The organism is Pseudoalteromonas sp. Ld20 (assembly GCF_045064175.1).
GTDB classification, from domain to species: Bacteria; Pseudomonadota; Gammaproteobacteria; order Enterobacterales; family Alteromonadaceae; genus Pseudoalteromonas; species Pseudoalteromonas neustonica.
Genome location: NZ_JBISHB010000026.1, coordinates 351211 through 371557, shown reverse-complemented (window position 1 = coordinate 371557; position 20347 = coordinate 351211). Strand labels below are relative to the sequence as shown.

Annotated in this window: 15 protein-coding genes; 10 read left to right on the top strand and 5 right to left on the bottom strand. The window is 39.8% G+C overall.

Features of this window, described 5'->3' with window-relative positions; genetic code table 11:
* Window positions 1-142: 142 nt before the first annotated feature.
* The gene (locus ACJJVX_RS03720) at window positions 143-994 is read right to left on the bottom strand and encodes a LysR family transcriptional regulator (protein ID WP_405630222.1); all 852 of its coding nucleotides are present in this window, start codon (window positions 992-994) and stop codon (window positions 143-145) included.
* Window positions 995-1124: 130 nt separating this feature from the next.
* Here ACJJVX_RS03720 and ACJJVX_RS03715 point away from each other — a divergent pair, with 130 nt between their 5' ends.
* Window positions 1125-1799, top strand: coding sequence for an FMN-dependent NADH-azoreductase (locus tag ACJJVX_RS03715; protein WP_054452594.1), 675 nt, complete (start codon window positions 1125-1127; stop codon window positions 1797-1799).
* A gap of 204 nt (window positions 1800-2003) precedes the next feature.
* Here the strand turns inward: ACJJVX_RS03715 and katG are convergent, their stop codons facing one another.
* Window positions 2004-4181 carry a catalase/peroxidase HPI gene (gene katG, locus ACJJVX_RS03710; RefSeq protein ID WP_405630220.1) on the bottom strand — a complete coding sequence of 726 codons (2178 nt, stop codon included), beginning with the start codon at window positions 4179-4181 and terminating at the stop codon, window positions 2004-2006.
* A 773-nt stretch (window positions 4182-4954) separates the two neighbouring features.
* On the opposite strand from katG, the gene ACJJVX_RS03705 reads away from it, so the two are divergent.
* A complete protein-coding gene (locus ACJJVX_RS03705; protein ID WP_405630217.1) occupies window positions 4955-7033 on the top strand; it encodes an EAL domain-containing protein in 2079 nt (692 codons plus the stop codon).
* 109 nt (window positions 7034-7142) lie between these two features.
* Here ACJJVX_RS03705 and ACJJVX_RS03700 read toward each other — a convergent pair whose 3' ends face one another.
* On the bottom strand, window positions 7143-8012 hold the full coding sequence (locus ACJJVX_RS03700) for an MYG1 family protein (RefSeq protein ID WP_054203926.1): 870 nt from the start codon (window positions 8010-8012) through the stop codon (window positions 7143-7145).
* A gap of 471 nt (window positions 8013-8483) precedes the next feature.
* Here ACJJVX_RS03700 and ACJJVX_RS03695 point away from each other — a divergent pair, with 471 nt between their 5' ends.
* The 4 genes from ACJJVX_RS03695 (at window position 8484) to ACJJVX_RS03680 (ending at window position 12979) form a co-directional block, all read left to right on the top strand.
* Entirely contained in the window at window positions 8484-9995 is a 1512-nt protein-coding gene (locus tag ACJJVX_RS03695; protein WP_064435562.1) for a DUF3360 family protein, read from the top strand.
* Window positions 9996-10294: 299 nt separating this feature from the next.
* Entirely contained in the window at window positions 10295-11356 is a 1062-nt protein-coding gene (locus tag ACJJVX_RS03690) for a hypothetical protein (RefSeq protein ID WP_405630215.1), read from the top strand.
* A gap of 262 nt (window positions 11357-11618) precedes the next feature.
* The gene (locus tag ACJJVX_RS03685) at window positions 11619-12257 is read left to right on the top strand and encodes a glutathione S-transferase family protein (protein WP_169327763.1); all 639 of its coding nucleotides are present in this window, start codon (window positions 11619-11621) and stop codon (window positions 12255-12257) included.
* Between the two features lie 80 nt (window positions 12258-12337).
* Complete coding sequence (locus tag ACJJVX_RS03680; protein WP_405630212.1) at window positions 12338-12979, top strand: glutathione S-transferase family protein; 642 nt, start codon at window positions 12338-12340, stop codon at window positions 12977-12979.
* Between the two features lie 17 nt (window positions 12980-12996).
* On the opposite strand, the gene ACJJVX_RS03675 is transcribed toward ACJJVX_RS03680, so the two are convergent.
* Window positions 12997-13785 carry an SH3 domain-containing protein gene (locus ACJJVX_RS03675; RefSeq protein WP_170172890.1) on the bottom strand — a complete coding sequence of 263 codons (789 nt, stop codon included), beginning with the start codon at window positions 13783-13785 and terminating at the stop codon, window positions 12997-12999.
* A 196-nt stretch (window positions 13786-13981) separates the two neighbouring features.
* Window positions 13982-15685: a DUF3592 domain-containing protein gene (locus ACJJVX_RS03670; protein ID WP_405630209.1), complete on the bottom strand. Its 1704-nt coding sequence runs from the start codon at window positions 15683-15685 to the stop codon at window positions 13982-13984.
* A gap of 202 nt (window positions 15686-15887) precedes the next feature.
* Here ACJJVX_RS03670 and ACJJVX_RS03665 point away from each other — a divergent pair, with 202 nt between their 5' ends.
* From ACJJVX_RS03665 to ACJJVX_RS03650, 4 genes are all read left to right on the top strand, one after another.
* Window positions 15888-16508 carry a fused MFS/spermidine synthase gene (locus ACJJVX_RS03665; RefSeq protein WP_054452572.1) on the top strand — a complete coding sequence of 207 codons (621 nt, stop codon included), beginning with the start codon at window positions 15888-15890 and terminating at the stop codon, window positions 16506-16508.
* Window positions 16501-17400, top strand: a complete 900-nt coding sequence (locus tag ACJJVX_RS03660; RefSeq protein WP_054203934.1) for a spermidine synthase — start codon at window positions 16501-16503, stop codon at window positions 17398-17400. The genes ACJJVX_RS03665 and ACJJVX_RS03660 overlap by 8 nt, the downstream gene beginning before the upstream one ends.
* A 167-nt stretch (window positions 17401-17567) precedes the next feature.
* Window positions 17568-18329 (top strand): ABC transporter ATP-binding protein, encoded by a 762-nt coding sequence (locus ACJJVX_RS03655; protein WP_054203935.1) that lies wholly within the window; start codon window positions 17568-17570, stop codon window positions 18327-18329.
* A 17-nt stretch (window positions 18330-18346) separates the two neighbouring features.
* Entirely contained in the window at window positions 18347-20347 is a 2001-nt protein-coding gene (locus tag ACJJVX_RS03650) for a TonB-dependent receptor (protein WP_405630206.1), read from the top strand.

Sequence of the window (20347 nt, the reverse complement as noted above, 5' to 3'; positions counted from 1 at the left end):
ACAATATTTTGTGAATTAAGGCGGGAAGTAACTAACTAAAGCTAAAATTCACAGTATTTTGTGAATTATAATCAAAACTAACTCGTAACCAACTAAATTCACAATAAACTGTGGATTTAGCTCTCTATAAACTAACACCTCTTTATCTACCCAACAGCCCTTCTACCCACTCTAAAACTAGGCGTGTATCTCTAGTTGAAAAGCGCTGTTTATTTGGTATGTAGTAGCAAAACTCTGATTCAACTGCGTGGGTATCAAAGCTTTTAAGTAGCTCGGTATTTAGTAATCGTTGTACCAGCGTGGTTGAGCAAAACACCAGTCCTGAGCCTGCCATGGCTTCTTGGATGCCAAATAGTTCTTGGTCAAAGGTTTTAATAATAAATAACGCAGGATCTAAGTTGTTTTGAGTAAGCCATTGTTTAAGTGGTGGCTCACTCAGCGCGTTGTTTTTCCATTTTGTGGTATAGAGCGTAACGGGGCCGTTTTGCCATGGGCTATCCGCGGCTTTGTATGAGCCGAATACGTTAAATTGCTCGGTTTTTATAATGTCATCAGCGTTTATATTGCTCTGCTGACCAAAGCGAATGGGCAAGGTGTGCAATTGTTTATCAACGGCTTCACTGGTTGATATATCCACCTCAAGATTAGGCTGGCTGACCGATAGCTCCTGTAATGCAGGTATTAAGCGCAGTGCGGCCAGTGACGAGGTGGTGGTAATTTTAACGGTTGTGCCTGTGGCTTGCACCGTTGCTAATGCTTGGTCTATGCGGTTAAAGCCGTCGCTCGTTGCGGCACTTAAATATTCACCAGTCGGTGTGAGGGTGATTTTTCTGACTTGGCGGTAAAATAAATCGACGTTTAAACGGCTTTCAAGATTATTAATATGGTGCGAAATTGCGGTTGGCGTGAGTGATAGCTCATTCGCTGCGGCTTTAAAGCTGCCTAAACGTGCCGCAGCTTCAAAGGCTTTAAGTGCTTGTAGTGAGACTTGCATAAAGTGATACCTGCGAAAAAGTGGAATAACTATAGGTGATTATAACTCATTTATAGGTGAGGTTAACTCGTTTGTGAAATAGCGCTTTAAGTTAGATGATTACCCCATGTTCACTATGAGGATAAACACTATGACTACCCTATTACACATTGATGCAAGCGTAAGAGCTGCCAAAAACGATAACCCAGATCACGATTCAATCTCTAAAAATATTGCTAGGCGTTTTATTCATACCTTTAGAGAGCAACAAGATATAGGTGAGTATATTTATCGTGATGTAGGTGTGAACCCACCCTCTTTTATTACCCAAGAGTGGATTGGCGCAGTATTTACACCAGAGCACAAAAAGTCAGCACAGCAAAAGCACATACTTTTAGAGTCAGACCAATTTATTGCTGAAGTGAGTAAGGCTGATATTATTGTGATTTCGTCGCCTATGTACAACTATGGCATGCCAGCGCAACTAAAAGCGTGGTTTGATCAAGTTATTCGGATCAACAAAACCTTTGATTTTGATCTGGCCCGTGGTGACTTCCCGCTACAGCCTTTGCTGGGCGGAAAAACATTGATTGTGATCACATCAACTGGTGAATTTGGTTTTGAGCAAGGCGGTATTCGTGAGCACATGAGCCACTTAGTGCCGCATTTACGTAGTTTAAGCAAATATTTAGGTGTTACAACGATTCATGAGATAGCGTCAGAGTATCAGGAGTTTGCTGATGCTCGTCATCAACAATCGTTAAGCAATGCCTATAGCCAAGCAACTGAGCTTGCACAACAACTTTCCAATATGGCTGCTGAGTAATTGTAATATGCATAAACCTTTGAACAATTTAACAGACTAAATAATACACGCTTTACTGTGGTATTTTTAGCCAAACCGTAATAGGGGTTTACAGTTTATATTGTTTTACAAATTCAGATTTAAGGTTTCTGATATAAAAAAGCGCGAGGGTTAATACCCTCGCGCTCTTGGTTTTTGTGCTTTAATTAATAATCGATGTTTTGATTAAATATCAAAGCGGTCTGCGTTCATTACTTTTACCCATGCATTAACGAAGTCTTTTACAAAACGTTGTTTGTTATCGTCTTGAGCATAAAACTCCGCAAGCGCTCGTAGGATGGAGTTTGAGCCAAACACTAAATCAACACGAGTGGCGGTCCACTTTGTATTGCCAGAGCTGCGCTCAACAATGTTATAGGTGCTTTTGCTGGCAGGTTCCCAGCGATTATTCATATCGGTTAAGTTTACAAAAAAGTCATTACTCAATGTGCCCACGTTATCAGTGAACACACCATGGTGACTGCCACCGTGGTTAGTGCCCAATACACGCATACCGCCAATTAATACCGTGACTTCTGGTGCGGTTAAACCCATGAGTTGGCTGCGCTCTAACAGCAACTCTTCAGCTGATACGGTGTAGTCTTTTTTTTGCCAGTTTCTAAAACCATCGTGAATTGGCTCAAGCACATCGAATGACTCTGCATCGGTCATTTCGTCAGTTGCATCACCACGTCCTGGCGAAAACGGTACGGTTACATTTACCCCAGCTGCTTTTGCAGCTTGTTCCACCGCGGCTGTACCACCGAGCACAATTAAGTCCGCTAAACTAACTGGTTTGCTTAAACCCGCTTGTACTTTTTTAAGTGTACTTAATACGTTGGCCAAGCGTTCAGGCTCGTTACCTAGCCACTCTTTTTGTGGGCTTAAGCGAATGCGTGCGCCATTGGCTCCGCCGCGATGATCAGAGCCTCGATAAGTACGTGCGCTATCCCATGCGGTGCTGATCAAGTCACTGGCACTGATGCCACTATGTAACAGCTTAACTTTTAGATCGCTGATTTCAGTATCACATAAGGTGTAATCGACACTTGGGATTGGGTCTTGCCAGATCAGATCTTCGCTTGGCACATCAGCACCAAGGTAGCGTGATTTTGGGCCTAAGTCGCGATGGGTAAGCTTAAACCAAGCACGTGCAAATACATCGCTAAAATACTCAAAATCATCATTAAAGCGTTCGATAATTTTACGATACGCAGGGTCCATCTTCATTGCCATATCGGCGTCGGTCATGATTGGGTTCAAACGAATTGACGGGTCTTCAACATCAACAGGTCTATCTTCTTCTTTAATGTTTACAGGTTCCCACTGGTTTGCACCCGCAGGACTTTTGGTAAGCTCCCACTCGTAATTTAGAAGTAAGTAACAGTAGCCATTATCCCACTTAGTTGGGTGTGTGGTCCACGCGCCTTCGATGCCTGAAGTCATGGTATCGCGGCCTATGCCACGTGTTTTATGGTTATTCCAACCAAGTCCTTGCTCAAAGACGTCGGCTGCTTCTGGTTCTGGGCCAAGGTTTTCTTCGCTGCCATTACCATGCGTTTTACCTACCGTATGACCACCTACAGTAAGTGCTGCGGTTTCTTCATCATCCATTGCCATTCGAGCAAAGGTTTCGCGCACTTGCTCAGCGGTTTTAAGCGGATCAGGTTGGCCGTTTACGCCCTCAGGATTGACATAAATTAAGCCCATTTGGACGGCCGCTAATGGATTATCCATGGTGCTAGGTTTTTCGACATTGTCGTAACGTTCATCACTTGGTGCAAGCCACTCTTTTTCAGCGCCCCAATATACGTCTTTTTCTGGGTGCCAGATATCTGCACGGCCACCGGCAAAGCCAAAAGTTTTTAAACCCATTGATTCATATGCCATATTACCGGCTAGAATGATTAAATCAGCCCACGATAATTTGTTGCCGTATTTTTTCTTTATAGGCCAAAGTAAACGGCGGGCTTTATCAAGGTTGGCGTTATCAGGCCAAGAGTTTAAAGGCGCAAAGCGTTGGTTAGCTGTGCCACCACCGCCACGGCCATCAGCTAAACGGTATGAACCAGCTGAGTGCCATGCCATACGGATCATCAAACCACCGTAATGCCCCCAATCGGCAGGCCACCAATCTTGGCTTTGTGTCATTAGGTTTTTTAAATCGGTTTTAACGGCTTCAAGATCTAACTTTTTGAATTCTTCGGCGTAATTAAATTCATTTCCATAGGGATTTGTTTTAGTGTCGTGTTGATGGAGAATGTCTAAATTTAATGTATTGGGCCACCAATCAGTATTGGAATTAGACGTTTGTGTGTTGCTACCGTGCATGACGGGGCATTTCCCAGCACCTGAATTGCTCATTTCTAGCTCCTTTATTGATAAATAAAACTCAAACTATTACTTGCTACAGTTACAGTTTAGTTGATTGCAACATACTTGCTTAAATCAATGATAGGGTATTAACGATTAAAAACTAGATCCCGATCAGTGCTTTAAAACGATTGCAACCATCGATTATTTAGATTCCACTCGTAGAAAACCTATTAGGTTGTAGTACATATACCTAAGTTACCAAAAAATATTGGATTTAACGCTTCATAGAAGCTTAATATCAATATGTTCCTTTATAACAATGCCAATCTCTTTGAATGTCAAAATTAGCGTCTATCGTAAGGGGTTAAGTTTAACCCCTATTCTACTTTGCAGAAATCAGAGCCAAACTGTAAAGGGGGATTACATTTTGTTTGTGTCATAAGTGATCAACATAATTGTGGTATGAATTTAGTTGACCCTTAAATCTCAGTTTTAATACTGGGTGTGGTTAAGGCATAAGTCGATTGAAAATTTTTTGTTGCTAGGGCGTGCTAACCTTTCGTAATTGATTTTGCAGCAGTATAAATACCAAACATGTGCTGCCTAAAAGGTTCTTCCTAGAGGCGATTAACTCTTTGCTCGATTCTTACTTAGCCCACTCGGTTACAAACCTCGCGCCGCGATTAAATCGCCCCTAGATTGAATAAATTTCAATCCACAAAGGTCAACGCGCCCTAGGTTGAAATTATTAATTTTAAATATGCTAATTCAATCATTTCATCCTATTATTAAATAAAATAATTATTGGTTTACGCCTTAGCATGAATTCTAAAACAGTCGTTAATATGTTAACTCATCAGTATGCTATCAATGATCCGTTACACCAACTATTTGATGCTGTGAATGTTATTTCTGTTCAGGGGTATGATCAAGGACGACGAGTTATTTACTGGAACCAAGGTAGTGAACTTCTTTATGGTTATACCGAAGAGGAGGCTAAAGGGAAAAAACTTGAAGATTTGATTATACCTGAGCCTATGCGTGAGGGAGTGATTGCGGCGCACAGTGACTGGGTAAAGCATGGTATAGAAATTCCAGCGTCAGAGGCTATATTACGTGATAAAAGTGGGAAGGATATCATCGTTTTCTCCAGCCATGTAATGTTCACTAATCAGCATAATATTAAACAAATGTATTGCATTGATATTGACTTAAGCGATGTTAAGCAGGCTCAAGCTCAGGCAATATTTAAAGACCATATGCTTGAAACAATATTTGGTGCTATACCCGATTTATTCTTTTTGATGGAAGAATGCGGAACTATTATTGATTATCACGCCAGTGATGACGAACATCTTTATGCATCACCTGAGCAGTTTATCGGTAATAATATGGCTGATGTGTTACCTGAGGAAGTTGCGAGTAAGTTTCAATCCCATATTGCAAAAGCATTGCAACAAAAAACAATGGTAAGTTTTGAGTATGCGCTGACTATGCCCCACGGTGTTGTTTATTTTGAAGCGAGAATTGGTCTATTATCCGAATATCATCAAGTAATGCTGATTATTCGTGATATTACAGAGCAATACAAATCTGCTGAGGTTATTCGACATCAGGCCTATTTTGATAGTTTAACTTCATTACCAAATCGCTTTTTAGCGCTCGATCGTTTATCTCAAATACTTATTGAAGCGCAAAGAAGTAACGAAAAGGCCGCGGTGTTTTTTTTGGATTTAGATGATTTTAAAAAAGTGAACGACTCATTAGGGCATGAGGTTGGTGACAAGCTTTTAATCGAATCGGCTAAGCGCTTACAGCAAGTTTTACGAAAGGAAGATACTGTAGGTCGCCTTGGCGGTGATGAATTTATTGTATTGCTGCGTGGTTTAACTGAACATCATAATGCACTTGTCATTGCTGAAAACTTACTTAAAACCTTTAGAAAACCTTTTGAAGTGGATGGCAGAGAGCTCGTTCTTACTTTGAGCATTGGCATTGCTATATACCCTAAAAATGGGAATTGCGCGTCTGATTTATTACGCTGTGCCGATACTGCCATGTACCAAGCTAAAGCGCTTGGGCGAAACACCTATTCATTTTTTACGAAAGAAATGAATATTATTATGCAGCGGCGGTTTGAAATTGAAGGGCAAATGCGCGGTGCATTAGAGCGAAATGAATTTGAATTATACTACCAACCTCAAGTTGATGTAAAAAAGGGGCATATCATTGGCGCTGAGGCACTGCTTCGCTGGAACAACCCTGTTTTAGGTAACGTAACACCTGAAGAGTTTATTCCTATTGCTGAGAATTCGGGTCTTATTGTACCAATCGGACGCTTTGTTATTAAACAGGCGCTTTGGTTTTTACATCAGTGGCAAAATACTGAACACAAAAAGTACACTATGGCTGTTAATTTATCGCCTCGTCAATTTCGCGATACTGAGTTACTTAATTTTATAAAAAATATACTCAAAGATAAACAGATTGATACCGATAGTTTAGAGCTTGAAATAACGGAAGGAGTGCTGATGACGGGGCAATCTTTTATTCACGACGCGATAGTTGAAATTAATGCGTTAGGAATAAAATTATCAATGGATGATTTTGGTACAGGTTATTCGTCGTTAAGCTATTTAAGGCAATACCCATTTGACGTACTAAAAATTGATCGCAGCTTTATTAATTGCATAACTGAAAATAAGCCTGACTGTGACTTAGTTAAAGCAACTATTGCGATGTCGCACAGTTTAGGGCTTAAAGTTGTTGCTGAAGGTGTTGAAACTAAAGAGCAGCTTTTATTGTTGAATGATTTAAATTGTGATTTTGTGCAAGGTTATTATTTTAGTAAACCACTGCCTGCAAAGCAGTTGCTGGAATTATCCGCAGCACATAAATAATCAGCCTATTGTTAAAAGCTAATTGTTAAAATTGATAAGTGGTATAAATTAGTTTAAACAAAACGTAACAAGTAACGTTGTTACGTTTATAATTTAAGCTGCAGCTTCGTTATTCAGCAAGGGCAATCGCGGCCATTTTCATTGCGCTGCTAAACGATTTTGCACCGGCAATAAATAACCCATTGTGACAAAACATAGCGTCATCGAGGCCCGTTGCATCTTGAAACTCTTTGTCTGATAAACCTGCCCACGCTTTTGGCAACGGTTTTCTGTCTTCAAACGAACCAAGCTCAGCAGGCACTGTTTGAATTATCCATTGCCCAGAATGCGAAGGGTAAACCATATATAAAGCGTCGTCAGATAATGCATGGACTGTTTTTTTCCATGGCGTGTATTTCTCTAATACGATTACTCTAGGATCTTCTGCATTTTTGACTGCTTGAGCAACAATGGCTTTGGCGTTAATGCCGCCGCTTGCTGCTGCAATGAATCGCGTTAAAATACGAGATGCAAACTCAACAGCTTCATTAAAACAGCTATCAAAGTCGCTTTCTTCTTGCCACGTAGGATTAAACATGGAGATGGTTTGGCTTAGGCTAATCCCTTTTGATACACCTTCAACGTGACCACAATCAATGGCATCGATTGTTGACACTAGACTAGAATCAACAGAATTTGCAACGTCTTGATCGCCATTGCACAGTGTTAAGCCATATTTTTGCCAAATTAAACCAAATGAAGAATAAGGAATGCCGTTCTCACGTTCGCCTGCCCCACCACGTTGGTGATGATCAAAGCGGCCAGTATCAGGGTTATGTTCACCCCCTACATCAATCACAATATCAGCCTTATTTATAAGCTCTAAATCGCGGGTACGTATGAGTTTAAAAGAAGGGTAAATGCTTTTGAGTGCGGCAATGCTGAAAACATCATCTGCATGAAAATTACCGTTGTGAGTTGCTATCGTTATTTCATTCATTTGTATTGTGTCATTTTTGAAAGGGAGAAGAAGGTGTCGTTATTTACACTTAACTATTTTTGGCTACGTAGAGCCAGTGGGCACTTAAGTAAAACCACCGTGAGGATACTATATCAGGGCAGTTAACAAAACCGTTTACTGTATTTGAGCTGGGCAATTCGCGATTTTATTAGACTAAAGGCGTATACCTAAGATATTACACGTTTTTAGCTTGTAAAATAATCACTTACACTTAAGTGTTAATTCATTTGTTTAATAATAGTAAATTGATTTAAAACAATATTTTTAAATTTCATTTAGATTTTAAAACCTCAAATTAAATGTTTTCAATAACAAAAAGCTCACCATGCAAGACCTTTTGCCTAATCGCAATTATCTGCTGCCTGATTTACTCTGCTACCTCAATATTTATTTGCTTTAAACAAAGCTGTATTTTTATTTTGAGTAAGCAACTATGTTGCAGGAGAAGCCATGAACACAACGCCACACGATGAGGCTCAAGCGAAAAAGAGACCGGGTGAAAAAGCAGTTACCGATAGCTATGAAAATCTTCACAAACCTAGTTCTGAATTTGAAAGCCGAGATGAATATCTCGAACATGAACTGCAAATTATGCAGCCAAAACGCTGGCGTCCTAATTTACCTTTTAGAGATTACCGCTTCGAATTTGAAGACACTATTCCAGCAATGGCAGGCACAATAGGTAAAGTTGTTATGGTTGGTGCCATTGCAGCTACGTTTGCTGGTCAACTCGGGTTAAGTGACGCATTTATTTTAGAAAACGTACGCTATGAGCTACTGATTGTTTCTTTCTTTATTATTTTGTTTTCCGGTTTTATTTTACCTACAGCCAATTTAGCGGGAACACACGGGCCGCTAATTCCATTAATTCCAATCGTCGTTGCGGCGGGAGGACACCCTATGGCATTTGGCTTACTCATTGGTGCGTTTGGGTTGATCCTTGCTTTTAGTAAAGGAGGGAGCTTACTTGCTCGACTCACCAGTAAAGGCGTATGTGGCGGGTTATTACTTTATTTAGGTTTTATTGGCACTATTTCACAAGTAAAAAAATTGTTTGCTTGGGCGGAAGAAATTCAAATGACCCATATTGCTTTCATCGTTATTTTGGCAACTATTTTACTGTACGCGTTATTAGAGCACTTTAAAAAGCGCTGGTTAGCAGTCCCGCTTAGTTGCCTATTAGGTGGGTTAACGGCATTTGCATTAGGCGCACCGTTTGAATTTAAAACAGCACCGGGCTTACCTAACATGAACCCTATGTATTGGTGGGGTGAAAATACTGGTTGGATGCTCGGTTTACCTACACTTGAAAGCTTTATAGTGGTATTGCCATTTGCAATTCTTGCTGTTGCTATGTGGTCTCCTGATTTTTTAGGGCATCAAGTGTTTCAAAAAATTAGCTATCCGCAACGTACTGAAAAAGTTCAAATGAACATTGACGATACCATGCTTAGCGCCTCGGTAAGGCAAACATTTGGCTCACTTTTAGGGGGCTCTAATTTTACCTCGTCGTGGGGCACATACATTGTCCCTGCGGCTATTGCAAAGCGCCCAATACCAGCGGGGGCTATTTTAACCGCTCTGTTTTGTATTGTTGCAGGGTTATGGGGTTATCCAATGGACCTTGCTATTTGGCAACCGGTACTGTGTATTGCACTCATAGTGGGAGTTTTTATACCATTACTTGAAGCGGGCATGGAAATGACCCGTGTTGGCAAAACAACACAATCAGCCGCTATAGTGGTATTTGCATCAACCTTGGTCAACCCTGCGTTTGGTTGGTCATTGACCATGCTACTGGATAACTTAGGTTTGATAGGCTGTAAGGAAAGAAGCTCTGAATTAACGCCTATGAGTCGTTGGATCATCCCATTAATTATGTTTGTAGTATTAACGGGTGTAATGGCATTGGTTGGCTTATTACCGGGGATCCCTGCTTTAATGCCTAGTTTTAGGCAGTAGCGTTACTTGGTTAAATTTACAGCGGTAAGTGCATGAATGTGCGCTTACCGCTTTCTTATTCGTAGTTATGATAATTCCCTTTTTATAACCCCACCTGTAAATTCATTTTAAAAACCTAAGTTTAGGGTTATTCATGTGCATACAGCAGCCTACTAAGCAGCCATAGTGTGAGTTATTTCATAGCAAATTTAGGAAATTTCTTACTGTTTATTTTTTAATCTTCATCTATTTTTTATTTTGTAACCCCGCCCTAGCTATTGAGCTGTTAGTTAGGTTTTACTTGGCAACGGAGACTGCCCATGAAAACAGCTACACTAATCTTAAGCTCGCTAATTATCACTGGTTGTAATTTGACCACTAACACACCTGCAACGTTGGCTGAAACGCAAACATCCTATAGTTATATTCCTTTTGACCCTCTCCCTGTGCAAACGTTACTAGGGGCAAGTTGCTCACCTAGCGAAGAAGAAAAATTATTTAAATCAATTAGGCAACCTGTATTACGTGATTTAAGGCATGCATTTCCTGATCAAACCGTACGCCTCGCTGTAGCAGAATTTACAGCTAATGGTGGGCTGAGCTTTGGCCCATCAACAGTTGGGTTTGAGGGTAAGTCATACCAAGTTATTATAGATTATGCGAATACTGATACAGTAAAAGGCAGTTTTTTAGTTAAGCGTGAAATATCAGGTCAAATCCCTGAAACTAAATGGTGGGGTGGTAAATACACCCTGCCAAAATATGAAACATATAAGCAGGTAAAATTATTTGAAGATATTCCTATGCGGGTTATTTCAAAATACAGTGTAGAGCCAAACCCAACAGTTAGCCTCTTTAATAAACCGCCGATTCAGTTTGTGGAAAATAAATCATCTGAGCTAAATCAAAAAGTCGTAAAACAGCGGATTGATCAAGCTGAAAAACTATTAATGGAAGGCTATGAAGTCGTTAACCTACCCGTTTATGTAGGTGTAGGGCTAAGGTTAACAGCCACTATTAATGTATTAAATGGAAAAGTTAATTTATCTGGATTGCCGGCAATAGCGGCTGAGGCACAAAGTGGCAACTTAACGGGTACTTTAGTGGTGCAAACGCTCGGGGCTACAGGAGAGCTAGTTTCGGCTAATTTACCGTTGCCAAGTGAATTAAATAGAACAACAGTGCAAAACTCCATTTTGTCTCTTGGTTCAATAAAAGCGTTGCTCTATGATGATAAAATGCATATTACACCAAGGGTCATAGGTATATATAACCCCATTGGCGGCGGTCAAAGCTTTGTTAATGGCATTATTTCGGCGCTCGCATCGGAGCGATTAACGTGGTATCGCCCATGCGATTATATCTACGATGATAAAAGTTAGTGTTGGTATATGGCTCGTTGTAGGTGTTCAAAATGAGAGGTCTAACATTCATTTTTAGGCTGTAGCCATATAAAATATATGGCTACCAAAATTACTTGAGACACGACGTTGCTGCGTTTTTGGTTTAATATTTTTAGCGGTAACTGAGTTACATCATGATGGTATTTTGGCTAAACACAATTAGCTGTTTAAATAGCCTTTTTGTACATTTTTAAGGTAAAATTAGCTGCCTAAAAATAACAGCGAATGGATGCCATTTTTCATGTATAAACTCTTTTACTACCCGCTGAACGCCAGTATGGCCCCTCACTTTGTACTTGAAGAACTCAACGCCGATTTTGAACTCGTGCTGGTTGATCGAAAAACCAATGCGCACAAAGCAAAAAACTATTTAGCCTTAAACCCTGCTGGGCGAATACCTACTTTAGTTGATGATGGAAGCGTGCTATTTGAAAGCGCTGCAATCTGTATTCATTTAGCTGAATCAAATCCAAAGAATAAATTAATCCCTCAAGTTGGTGAACCAGAACGCGCGCTATTTTTACAATGGATCATGTATCTAACAAACACCCTGCAAGCTGAACTTATGGTGCATTTTTATCCGCAAAACCATACTAATAACGTTGATGCAATTGCAAATATTACTGCTACTCAAGAAAGCCGAATAACGGCCATGCTTGGGCTCTTGGATACAGAGCTGGCAGATAAAAAATTTTTGGTTGGCGAGCAACTTACAGTGTGTGACTTTTATTTATTTATGCTCGCCATATGGGCGGATGAATTTAAACAGCCACCGCTTGCTTTTAAGCACCTTGGCCTTTATTTACGCCGCTTAGCTAAACGAGATGCAATAATTAAGGTCTGTAAAAAAGAAGGCTTAAGCCTTGCTGATTATGTTTAACCTGAATTTGGATAATAAATTAATATGCAGCTAAACCTCTTAGCCAATATTTAGGTTATTTAAAAACAAAAGGATGTTTGATGAAAATTTATGGTAGAACAACCTCTTTTAATGTGCAAAAAGTTTTATGGTTTCTTGATGAGCTTGCTTTGGATTATGAACACATTGAAGTGGGCGGGCGTTTTGGGGGTCTTGATAGCACTGAGTTTGTAGTATTAAATCCAATGCAAAAAGTCCCGGTGTTAATTGATGGCGGTAATATCATTTGGGAGTCGCACACTATACTGCGCTACTTAGCAGCTAGTTATGGGGCTGATGATTGGTATTCTCTCTCCCCTTTTGAGCGCTCTTTGTATGAGCGCTGGTTGGACTGGTCACAAGTGACGTTTCAGCCAGCTTTTATGGGCACTTTTTGGGGGTATTATCGCACCCCTGCGAGTAAACGTTGTATGGATAAAGTAAATCAAGATTTACTGGCGTGTAATAACTGTTTAGCACTTGTTGAGCAACAGCTTAGACAATCTACTTATTTGGCAGGACCAAAAATTACTCTTGCTGATATTTGTGTTGGCGCGATAATTTACCGTTTAATATCACAGGGATTAACGTTCACTTTACCGCCACATGTTGAAAAATGGCACATGCATTTAAAAACCAGAGCAGGTTATAAAAAATGGGTCATGAGCGATTTTAGTGAGCTAAAAGGGCGCGAAGATTATTAGCGCCCGTTTGAATTACATTATAAACCTGTTGATTTTGCTAATTTAATTTCATTAATGGTCAGTGGTATATTTTCAGGTGCAGGAGCCTTTGTTTCACCGTTGTCATTTAATGTGTAAGTTTGCTGGGTTGCGGTATAACTTAAGGTCTCGAGATTTATGTTGGCTGTTAAAGCATCGTAATCACAGCAAGAATGAAATGACTTACCAGTAAATGCTAGACGCCCGTCTTCAATGCTATAGTTTATTTGATCAGTTGTGGTGTGGGTTGGAAGTTGAAAAACAGTCAGCTTGAGCTTATTCACAATTGCTAAATAAGAAGTATAGTAGCTTCGACTCCCAGATATATGTGTTGTTATTAAGTAGGCGTTAGTATCAGGGTGTTTGATTTTAAATAATTTGGTATCAATCTCTGAGATACCACTGCCCGCTAATGGTCCAAAGCTCGCGTGTCCAAATTTGTTACTTTGATAATTTAGGAAGTAACTGCCAGGTAAGTGTGGGTAATGCCATCCTGACATCGAGAATACAGCGCTTTCATTACTTTTAATTGAGTAGTGTATATCAGCTTTGTATTGTTGCTTTATCAGTGCTGACTTATGTATATATGCATTTTGGTTATCAAAGTAAACTTTAGCCCAATCAGAATCTAATGAAAACTCAGCCTGCACAGTCGTTCCACCTGCTAACAAACCCAGTTTATTGCTACTTCTGTTTGGGGATGTTCTTACATTTACGTTCTGCTGCACAATGGCTGGTAAATAACCTGATGCGGACTGTATTTCAGTTAAACCATCAAGATTGTACATTTGGTTACTGTGAGCGTTAAAAGAGTGGAGCAATATATAAGTAAAAGTCAGTAGCGTAATTTTTGTCATAGTATGTTGTGGGTATTGCTTAAATGGGGAGGTAGTTTACCCATTTACTCCCGCCAGATCAGCCAATTAAGCTATCTGGAGGGAGGTTTATATTCGTTTAATTAAAAGCCATGCTGATTTATTGGTACTAGTCGCTATTTTTAGCAAAGCGACAGCCTAAAATGCGTTCTATTTTTTGTTTCAGGTGTAAGGCATTTTTTATTGTTTTGAAATCTCCGCCTAGGTTAATCGTTTTGTTTGAGTGTGTTATCAAGTGCAGTGAAAACTTCTCACTGGATTGTTTGCCGCTGGTTTGGACTTTTGATGATACAAAAGCGTCAATATCTTTTATCTCAGACGCTGTAAATGATAATGCCTGTACATGCTTAGAGAAGAAGTAAACATCCAGTTGCAAGCTATTTCTGCTGACTTTAATTTTGCAGTTTCGCCCGTAGCCCCAAATGCCTAAAGCTAAAAATAGGCAGCTCATCGCGGAGAATACAATACCAAAAAAAGAGCCATTTAAAGTTGCAATTAACACCCCAACAATAAAAAATATCGCCCCTAGGGCTATAATAAACAAGCACTCTTTAGCGCCTGGCGTTTGCAGGGTCAGTGCTTGTGTCGTGGTATCTTCATCAATCGTTAAGCGCGCATGCATTGCTGATTGTTCGGTTGGCGTTAATGGCTGATTTTTTAATTCTTGCTCCACCGATACACTTTGCGCTGTCATAAATACGGGGATGATATATTCACGGTCAAAACTATGTCCATCAATCTCGCCTTGAATAACCAATGCCCACTCATGGTAGCGCTTACTTGGCGTGCTTGATTGAGGCTGTCCTGGGGGTACATCAAAACTAAAATCAAGGCCTGCGCCTTTAGCGCTTGTTCTAGGTGTAAGGTCTTTTTCTACTGAAAAAACGATACAGCGACTCGATTTGCTTTCAGTGCCACTGCGTTTGGTTAAATGTTCGGTGCATTTTAATGTTGCTGTAAACGTCGTGGCTGTACTTGTTTGACCGGGAATAGTTAAGCTGCCTTTCACTTTACCGCCAATCACACCTGGGTAAGGATTAATGGTCAATGGCACTTCTTTAAAATGTAACCATTGTTTTTGAATTTTTCTTGCCCGAATAATTAACCACAAAGGTAAAACTAAGAACAATGCAGCAAGCACCGTAGTGAATGTATTGCCGCCATATAAGCCTACAGAAAATGCCCCGCTAAATAAGCAGCCTAAAAGCGCAAAGTACCAAGCATATTTAACACTTTTTTTAGCACCAGAATAAATAACAGGTGACGCCCATTGTGTTCGGGTCGTCCATGGTTTTTTTTCATCGACGTTTGTTAGCGGCTGTGCTGATTGAGAGCCGGTATAAATAAAAACACCTATGCCTACAGCCATAAATATACCGCTAAAAAGTGACATAAGCAGCAGGAACTTAACACTTAAAGAGCGATCATATACGGATTCACTAACGTCATTTGGGTTATACCAAATCATTAACCCGCCAGGTGAGTTTTGCTCAGTTCGGGCTTGACCAAGGAGTGAATATGCGCGGCTACTGTCACTGTTACTCTGGTTGTTAACCTGAGGCCGATAACCAATGTACTCTTGTCCATCGACTTGATATTTATATTGCATATCAAGCTTATACAATGTGGTGTAATGGCCTTCATTATCACGTGATTCAAAGCTGGACACATCAGCACTGATTAATTGTGCTTGTGCCACATGCCAAAATTGCATTTTAGCTGCGTCAATTACAGGCGATAACACCGTAAAATAAAAAACAGCAAACCCAGCTAAAAAAAACACACCACCAAATAACGCACCACTTCTTTTCATAAATGTCCTTATTATTTTTAATACGTATTTGCTCGTAAAATACGACCTAGTTAAATCATACCCTACAAATTAAAGTATATGGGCTTTTTATTTATGAGCTGTAAATGGGGTTTACAGCTCATAAATTAATCGGCTAAGTCTAGCCTATGGCTCTTCATCACGTTAAGATGGTTTAAACATTAAACAACAAGAACTAAAATGAATGTTAAATAAAACCAATGGACTTATCTATTTTTTAGCCTTTAGTAGCGGCTTTAGTATCATGGGAATTGAGCTTCTAGGGGGACGAATTTTAGCGCCTTTTTTTGGTAGTAGTGTGCATATTTGGGGCAGTATTATTACAGTATTTATGCTGAGCTTATCGTTTGGCTATTTGCTTGGTGGTAAGTTATCGATTAAACGACCCTCTTTAACAAAATACGGCTTAATCTTTTTACTCGCCAGTATTGCCGTACTTCCTATCGCATTGTTTGCTCAACCAATTATGGCGTTTATTTTTACGCACGTTGAAGATAGCCGCTATGGCTCGTTGTTAGCATCAACAGCGCTGTTTTTTATTCCCACGATTATTTTAGGTATGATCTCGCCCTACTCCGTTCGCTTATTGGTCACCGACAGTGAGCACAGTGGTCAAGTGGCTGGCGGTTTGTACTTTGTTAGCACATTAGGCAGTGCGTTGGGCACAATTATTACTTCATTTTATATGGTGTTAGCATTTGACGTTAATGCCATTATCATTGGATTTGCTTCATTTATTGGTTGCCTTGGGTTATTCGCTATTGCACTTGATAAGCTAACAATAAAGGAGCCTGTCTATGCGTAAGCTAACGGTTCGTTGTTTGCTACTTGTTGGTGTAACATTATTTTCAAATGCGAGCATTGCAAAGGTTATTCACAGTGAGCGCTCGCTTTATCGTAATATTTTAGTGGAAGAAACAGGTGATTTACGTTGCTTAAAATTTGACGAAAAAACACGTCAAAGTAGCCAAAGTTGTATGTATAAAAGCAAACCGAAAAAGTTGGTGTTTAACTATACGAAATTAACGTTTGCCAGCTTATTGATGATCGATAACCCAAAAAATGTGTTAATTATCGGCCTCGGCGGCGGTACATTATCAAATGTAATTCATGAGCTTTACCCGCAAGCGACAATAAAAAATGTTGAAATTGACCCTGCAGTGATAAAAGTTGCGCGGGATTATTTTGATTTTAAAGAAAGCGAAAAAGTAACTTCAAAGGTGCAAGATGGCCGTATTTTTATAAAACGTGCGGCACTTAAAAAACAAACGTTTGATTGGATCATTCTTGATGCCTTTAATGGCGACTACATTCCTGAGCATTTACTCACAAAAGAGTTTTTTGAAGAGATAAAAAGTGTTTTAGCTGAGGGAGGAATTGTTGCGGCTAATACCTTTTCATCAAGCAAATTATATGAACATGAATCAGCTACATATCATGCGGTATTTGGTGATTTTATTAATGTAACGACGGCTAAAAAGAGTAATCGGATCATTTTAGCCGGGTTTAACAAAGCCCCGACTAAAGAACACCTTACTGAGCGAGTAAAAAAATTAGCGCCGTTATTAGCCCCATATAGTATAGATATTGATGCTGTGAGCAAAGGCATGCGCTCAACTAAAAACAACCAAGACTGGCCAAGTGATACAAAAGTACTCACGGATCAATATTCACCCGCCAATTTACTTAATTTCTAACCATAATTTGGGTTAAGAGGCTCTTTATGCTGAGGTAATGACCTTAGCTTAGCGAGCCTCTTTTGCTTAAATCTAATTTGAGAATAACTCTTATTGTTGAAAATGTGATTTTGATATAACATAACAAAAGTTATGTTATATCAAAATAATGCAATAGGGATTATGTAATGATTGAAATTAGCCATTTAAGTAAATCGTTCGGCGATAACCACGCACTAAATGATTTATGTTTATCTGTACCTGCAGGGCAAGTTACGTGTTTATTAGGTGCAAACGGTGCAGGTAAAAGTACCACTTTAAATTTACTGTTAAACTTTATTGAACCTGACTCCGGGCGCATGACAATCGATAGTATTGATGTGCAATTAGAGCCTGAAAAAAGTAAGCAAAAATTAGTTTATTTACCAGAGCAAGTAAATTTATTCGAAGAGTTTGATGCAATAGAAAATCTGCACTACCTCGCCTCACTTACAAAGCAATCGACCACAAATGAAGAAATTGCAGCGGCGCTTACCCAAACAGGTTTGCAACAAAGTGCATGGAAAAACCCTCTAAGCAGCTACTCAAAAGGTATGCGCCAAAAGGTGGGTATTGCATTTGCTATTTTACGTAAAGCCAAAGTACTACTGCTTGATGAGCCGACATCAGGGCTTGATCCAAGTGCCACGCGTGAATTTATTAAAATTATTGATTTACTTGCTCAGCGCGGCGCCGCAATTTTAATGGTTACCCATGATTTGTATTGCGCTCATTGTCTCGCAACACAAATAGGCATTATGAAACAGGGTCAACTACGCACTTTACTTGATAATAAAAATCTTTCGCTCGATGACCTTGAAGCTAACTACCACCACATTATTAGCGGTGATGAATTACCACAGCAAGCACAGTCAAAAAATATTAAATCGTCAGAACCTGAACTCGTATAAAAAATAGGATAACAATCATGTGTAGTACCCGTATTTCGCCAATTAATATTGCTTTATTAAGCTGCTTGAGCTTCTCAACGATTGCCTTTGCTGATGATGAGCAAAATAAAGATTCAACATTATTTATTGGTGATGTGATCGAGGTTCATGGTCAAAGTAATGGCGCTAAAGATGTTCAGTTAGTGGGCTCTGTTGATGTAGTTAATCGTGATCAATTACAAAATGAGCATGTAAATATCACAGTGGATTTATTCACTAAAATACCTGGTGTGTATTTCTCGCGCTTTAATCAAGGTGTCGTATCAACAGACGTCGCCATGCGTGGCTTTAATGGTGAAGGGTCGATGCCACATACCAAACTGTTAATTGATGGCATACCGAGCAACTTACATGTTGGTTTAGGCGAAATGGATGCTTTATTTCCGATGGAAGTGGAGTCTATCGAAGTGGTTAAAGGCAACCAAGATGCGCGTTATGGCCTGCATAACTTAGCAGGTAATATTAATATGACCAGCCGTCGTGATGACGCAAAGGAAGTTGAATTTTTGGCTGGTAGTTTTGATACCTATGAAGCACAAGGGTATTTTGGTGATGTAAATAATGGTTTTTCTCAGCATTATTTTATAGGCGTGCGTGATACTAAAGGCTATCGAGATCATAGTGCTCTTGAGAAACATACTTTTTCAGGAAAGTGGTTCTACCAACCAAGCAATAATACAGAGCTTGGTGTTATTGCACGTTACTTTGACTATGAAGCTGATGCCCCGGGTTACCTAACTGAGCAAGAAGCGCATCGTGACTCCACTCAATCTGCCGATTACGCACAAAACGACAGTGGCGATAAACAAACACGTCATTTAAGTATGCATTTAGATCATGCGTTTGACCCTGTATGGCAGTTGAGTGTTAAAAGCTACATACAACAATTTGATCGTCATCGTTATTTACAGTACACAGCATCTTCAGCTCAGCAAGAACGCCTAGAAAAAGATCGTCAATACGGAGCAGTAGCTACATTAAGTGCAACGTTTAGCCCTATTTGGTTACTCAGTATGGGGCTTGATTATCAAGCGCAAGATAACAGTAATGAACGTTTTGTAACGGTAAAGAAAGTACGCCAAAAGCAATTTAGAAATTGGGATTTTGACTATAACAATTATGGCGGTTTTACTCAGTTACAGTACAGAGGTGAGCGTTTACTCATTAGTGGTGGCTTACGCTTTGATGGCTTCAGTGGTGATTTGTTCGATGGCATAAGCGAGCAATACAAAACCATAAATGATGAGGGTATTACCCTTCAGCCTAAGTTTAATGTGCTTTACGAGATGACCGATAGACTAAATCTGTTTGCTAATTATGGTGTGAGTTTCCAAGCACCTACAGGCAGCAAAGCCTATATAAATGAGCAAAGCTCAGGGTTTGATTTCTCTAAAAACTATGGATTTGAAACGGGTGCAAAATGGCAGTTATTTGATTGGTTAAATACGCGCTTATCAGTTTGGCAGCAAGACGCCAAAGACGAGTTAACGCCAAAAACGGATGGTTCAGGTGGGTTTGAAAACATCGGCGAAACCAAACGTAAAGGCTGGGATCTCGCATTGAGCGCTGATATCAATACGCAGTGGTCTGGCTTTGCATCGTATACCCGTCAAGAAGCAAAATTGGTCGAACCCGGTGAAGCAAAAATTGCTCAAAAAGGTAATTGGTTATTAGGCGTGCCTGAGTTTACTGCAACGGCAGGGATCATCTACCGTCCGGTTAACAAACTTAAAGTGTCGTTGTTTGGTCATTTTCAAGGTGATTACTATGTCAGTAATGTTATCCAAGATAAGCAATACGGTGATTATAAACTAGTTGATTTAGCCTTTGATTATGATTTGGGCTGGGGAAATGCTGGGCTGCGGATCAATAACCTATTTGATAGCTACTCAGATTATGTTTACTTAGTGGGTGATGAAACAATTCACTCTCCTACCGATGGGCGTGCGATTAACTTTAGCGTGTCGTATCGATTTTAA